Genomic DNA, 3,253 nt, shown 5'->3' with positions numbered 1-3,253 from the left:
GCCTATCGCGATAGACGGGGTTTTCTAACCCCGTTGTTTGCATGTTTGCCTGGATGTTTCACCGAGAATTGCTGGTAATCGGGGATCATCGGGTTTAATCCCCCCTTTAGAAAAGGGGGGAAGGGGGGATTTGACAGGTTATTTAAAAGTGAAAGTATGTTATAGTACAATCCATGTCAACTCAGCTTATATTTCCTCTGGATTTTGCAGATCTTAACCAGGCATTAAAATATGTCAACCTGTTAAAAGATCATGTTCATGTATTCAAGATAGGTCTTGAACTGTTCGTGAGTGCAGGACCTGATGCGATAAAAGGAGTGCTTGAGACCGGCGGCAGGAGGATTTTCCTGGATTTGAAGCTTCACGACATCCCCGAGACCGTCCGGAGGGCGCTTAAGACACCGTATATCAAAGATGTAGAATTCATTACAGTCCACAGTAGTGACGGGCCGGATATGTTAACAGCAGCTGTTAACAGTGTTCCTGATAATATCAGGATCCTGGCAGTTACAGTCCTGACGAGCCAGGGAGAGGCAGATATGAAAAAAATCCTCCTGCTCAGAGACGATGTTGCCCTTACAGATCTGGTAATTCACAGGGCAAAAATGGCGAAGGCATCAGGCTGCGCAGGCATAGTATGTTCCGGCCGGGAGATATCAGTTATAAGAGAACATTTAGGAAGAGATTTTATTGTTGTTACCCCTGGCGTAAGGCCTGAGTGGTCCCTTATTCCAGGAGATGATCAAAAAAGGATAGTGACGCCGCGCGATGCGGCTAAACTTGGTTCAGATTATATTGTCGTGGGACGTCCTATTCGGGATGCAGGAAATCCCGTTGATGCAACTGTAAAGATCATCGAAGAGATTAGTTGACCACAAAGTATATTTTGGACTTCATAGCATAGATTAGTCCGGTACACTTGTTACAGGGAGGGAGGGCAACAAGATTTTTATTGCCAGCCTTTTTTGTTTGATGCGTCTCGACACAAAAATTGCAGTAGAGTTCATCTGCTACAAATATCTCATCTACATTACGGTTTTCTAAAAGCGGTCTGAACATATCGGCCCCTGATTTTATAAGTATTTTCGTCTGTCTTCCAAGTTTCAGTTAGTTTATCGGATATGGCAGAAATGTACTTTAGGTATGAATTATTCGAAAAACTTGTCAAAGAAGATACCGGCACTAACGTTTAGGGTATCAATGTATTCAGGTGTCCTGGAAACTATTTCGTTGGCATTAATATAATCAAGTCTGGAGAGTTCTCCTCTATATTCTGATATCCACTGGTTAATCATTTCCTTTGTAACTTCAAGATGGAATTGTATACCATAAATCCTGCTGCCTATGCGGTAAGCCTGGTTTGGGAAAAGTCCTGAACCGGCAAGCCGTGTTGCACCCTCAGGAATTTCAAAGGTATCTCCATGCCACTGGAACACATTAAGCTCATCAGGAAGTGTATTGAAGACCCTGTCCCGACTGCTGTCTTTCGTGAGGCTCAGTGTATACCATCCGATCTCTTTTTTTGTGCCTTTACTTACTCTTGCCCCGGCTGCCTTCGCAATCAACTGAGCCCCGAGGCAGATGCCGAGGCTCGGCATATCGTTCATCATTGCCTTCTTAATAAAGATATCTTCATCTTTAAGATATGGGTACTTGTCTTCCTCATAAACATTCATGGGACCGCCAAGAATTATAATACCGGAGAATGCTCCAGGATCATGAGGGACAGGCTCACCTTCAAAGAGTCGTACATACCTGTATCCGATGCCTCTTTGTGACATTGTATTTGCAATTGTGCCGAGGTCTTCACATTCAATATGCTGCAGTACAATAAATTCTGATATCTTAACACCTCTTTATAAAGCAGAAACAGGTTCTTTTAATGTAATTGAATACCGGTCGTGTTTGAATGGATGGACAGTCGGATATTTCTGGAATAGCCAGCCCCTGAAGATTTCTTTACCGCCCTCTTTTACCTCGACCTGTACTGCAGGATTACCCAGTTCAGCAGATTCAGTAGAATAGACGTTATTTTCAATCACAAGGTCAGGCAGGAAAGTTCCGGTTTGAACCTCAATATTACTGCCGGATATTGTAAAATTTGTCCCAATTGGTATCTTGTAGTCCCTGCCATTCATGGTCTGCTTGTCCATTACTGTTATTATGACCCCCTTCCATTTAGCTTTAACCTCATCGGAAAGGACAATCTTCATCTGTTCTGATGATGGCATCTGAACATCAGCATGTGACGGCATCATTGCCTGCTGCTCGTGAGCCAGCGGCTTCGGCTGTTCCTTCTTAGTGCATGCATTAAGACCAATAATGGAATTGATACAAAGTGTAAAAAGTATTATTTTATTGATAGATTTCATGCTGTATATTTGCTCATAGTTAAATAGGGACAGCGCCTATTTATTTAACTCTGATAGTGCCTGTAAATAAATAGGCGCTGTCCCTATTTAACTCATTATGGCGGAGAGGGTGGGATTCGAACCCACGGTGGAGTTATTAGCCCCACAACTGCTTAGCAGGCAGCTGCCTTCGACCGACTCGGCCACCTCTCCTTTAGGCTACGAACGCCATAAATGACTTTCTACGGCGTTGGACTCATCGGGAAATCCTCAACGTACTTAAAAGTACGCCTCCGGTTTCCCTCTTCGTCCGCCTTGTAGAAAGTCATTTCTGACGTTCTAATTTGCTTGAAATTAAGTGAAATCCTGAATTCCGCGCTGCATTCTGCAATTAATATGGCGGAGGGGGTAGGATTTGAACCCACGGTGCTCATCACACAACGGTTTTCAAGACCGTCGCCTTAAGCCACTCGGCCACCCCTCCTTGCTACGAACGTCAGAAATGACTTTCTGCGGCGTTGGACTCCTCAGGAAATCCTCAACTGGGTAACACTGAAAAATACCCATCTGCGGCGTCAGGACGTTGGATTTGAGACTCAACGTACAAAAAAGTACGCCTCCTCTCAAATCCAACGTCCTTCCTTGCACCTGGGCATTTTTGAGTGTTACCCGGAGAAGTACGTCACTGCTTCCTTCATCGTCCGCCTTGTAGAAAGCCATTTCTGACGTTTCCAGTTATTATAAATGCTGCCTTTAATTAATCCTTTCCATTCCACCCATGTAGCTCCTGAGAGCTTCAGGTATTATTACTGTTCCGTCTGCCTGCTGATAATTCTCTAATATTGCCACAAGTGACCTGCCTACTGCAAGCCCTGAACCGTTTATCGTATGGACATATTCCG

At 44.2% G+C, this 3,253-nt stretch carries 5 protein-coding genes and 2 tRNA genes; 1 reads left to right on the top strand and 6 read right to left on the bottom strand.

Annotated features, from left to right (window positions below; all coding sequences use genetic code 11):
- Positions 1 to 173 precede the first annotated feature (173 nt).
- Entirely contained in the window at positions 174 to 872 is a 699-nt protein-coding gene (gene pyrF, locus IT392_06890; GenBank protein MCC6544214.1) for an orotidine-5'-phosphate decarboxylase, read from the top strand.
- Here pyrF and IT392_06885 read toward each other — a convergent pair.
- The 6 genes from IT392_06885 to IT392_06860 all read right to left on the bottom strand — a co-directional run.
- Positions 865 to 1,059, bottom strand: a complete 195-nt coding sequence (locus IT392_06885) for a hypothetical protein (protein ID MCC6544213.1) — start codon at positions 1,057 to 1,059, stop codon at positions 865 to 867. The two genes, pyrF and IT392_06885, sit on opposite strands and share 8 nt — an antisense overlap.
- Positions 1,060 to 1,148: 89 nt before the next feature.
- Positions 1,149 to 1,781, bottom strand: a complete 633-nt coding sequence (locus IT392_06880; protein MCC6544212.1) for a type 1 glutamine amidotransferase — start codon at positions 1,779 to 1,781, stop codon at positions 1,149 to 1,151.
- Positions 1,782 to 1,856: 75 nt separating this feature from the next.
- Positions 1,857 to 2,372, bottom strand: a complete 516-nt coding sequence (locus IT392_06875) for a DUF2155 domain-containing protein (GenBank protein MCC6544211.1) — start codon at positions 2,370 to 2,372, stop codon at positions 1,857 to 1,859.
- 98 nt (positions 2,373 to 2,470) lie between these two features.
- Positions 2,471 to 2,564: transfer RNA gene (locus tag IT392_06870), tRNA-Ser, on the bottom strand.
- A gap of 184 nt (positions 2,565 to 2,748) precedes the next feature.
- Positions 2,749 to 2,835 (bottom strand) — tRNA-Ser (locus IT392_06865).
- A gap of 269 nt (positions 2,836 to 3,104) precedes the next feature.
- On the bottom strand, positions 3,105 to 3,253 hold a 149-nt coding region (locus IT392_06860), incomplete at its 5' end, for a serine--tRNA ligase (GenBank protein MCC6544210.1).

The organism is Nitrospirota bacterium (assembly GCA_020846775.1).
Lineage (GTDB): Bacteria > Nitrospirota > 9FT-COMBO-42-15 > HDB-SIOI813 > HDB-SIOI813 > RBG-16-43-11.
Note: the sequence above shows the minus strand (reverse complement) of the source record. Positions and strands in the feature narration are given on the sequence as shown.

What these genes read in the sequence shown, in the direction of transcription:
- pyrF (MCC6544214.1), top strand. Translation starts at nt 174, where the DNA reads ATGTCAACTCAGCTTATATTTCCTCTGGATTTTGCAGATCTTAACCAG.
- IT392_06885 (MCC6544213.1), bottom strand. Translation starts at nt 1,059, where the DNA reads ATGTTCAGACCGCTTTTAGAAAACCGTAATGTAGATGAGATATTTGTA.
- IT392_06880 (MCC6544212.1), bottom strand. Translation starts at nt 1,781, where the DNA reads ATGTCACAAAGAGGCATCGGATACAGGTATGTACGACTCTTTGAAGGT.
- IT392_06875 (MCC6544211.1), bottom strand. Translation starts at nt 2,372, where the DNA reads ATGAAATCTATCAATAAAATAATACTTTTTACACTTTGTATCAATTCC.